Origin of the sequence: Streptomyces hilarionis, from assembly GCF_024539675.1 — a bacterium.
Classification (GTDB): Bacteria; Actinomycetota; Actinomycetes; order Streptomycetales; family Streptomycetaceae; genus Streptomyces; species Streptomyces hilarionis.
Map to the genome: position 1 here is coordinate 1 of NZ_JAHHIT010000405.1, position 557 is coordinate 557.

Genomic DNA, 557 nt, shown 5'->3' on the forward strand with positions numbered 1-557 from the left:
GTAATCGTCTAGCAGATTAGTTTGACGTATTGTTTTACTCTGCGCACCTTTGCCCCGCCGCTTGATAGTAGTTATCAATCTGAGATTTGGCACAAACGGGTGAGGCTTTAGGGCATCTCTCGTCATTTCTAAAAGTGGCGTGGTATTAATACCTGATCTTGCCGCCGTGATGAGTAGCATCACTGCCATGGCCTCTGCTCCATTGCCAAGGAACGTGCCCTTATGGATAGCAACAAGGTCGGACTTTAATGCCCCGAGTAGCCTTTGCATTTCCCCCATGGTGAGCGGATCTGCGTCTTTCGTATTCCGCGCATTGTTGGGGAATGGATTTGGCGGCAAGAGATCGTCAGTATCGGTTTCTACAAATCCATAATCAGCCAGAACAATGACCAATGACTTAAAGCTGGTGTAGTAGTTCTTAGCCGTCGAGCCATTGGGGTACTTTAGCTTTAGCCAAGAGATATAACGTTCCAAATGACGTTTGGTCAGGCCGTTCGGCGTTGTGGGTGGCGACTCGACCGAGCCTCCACCTAAGAAACTCAGAAAGAACCTCAACC

At 48.8% G+C, this 557-nt stretch carries 1 protein-coding gene; it reads right to left on the reverse strand.

All coding sequences use genetic code 11. The annotated features are described in order from the left end of the window. The coding region (locus tag KMS84_RS43755) for a hypothetical protein (protein WP_256921270.1) at positions 1-474 on the reverse strand (474 nt) is incomplete at its 3' end. Between the last annotated feature and the right edge of the window lie 83 nt (positions 475-557).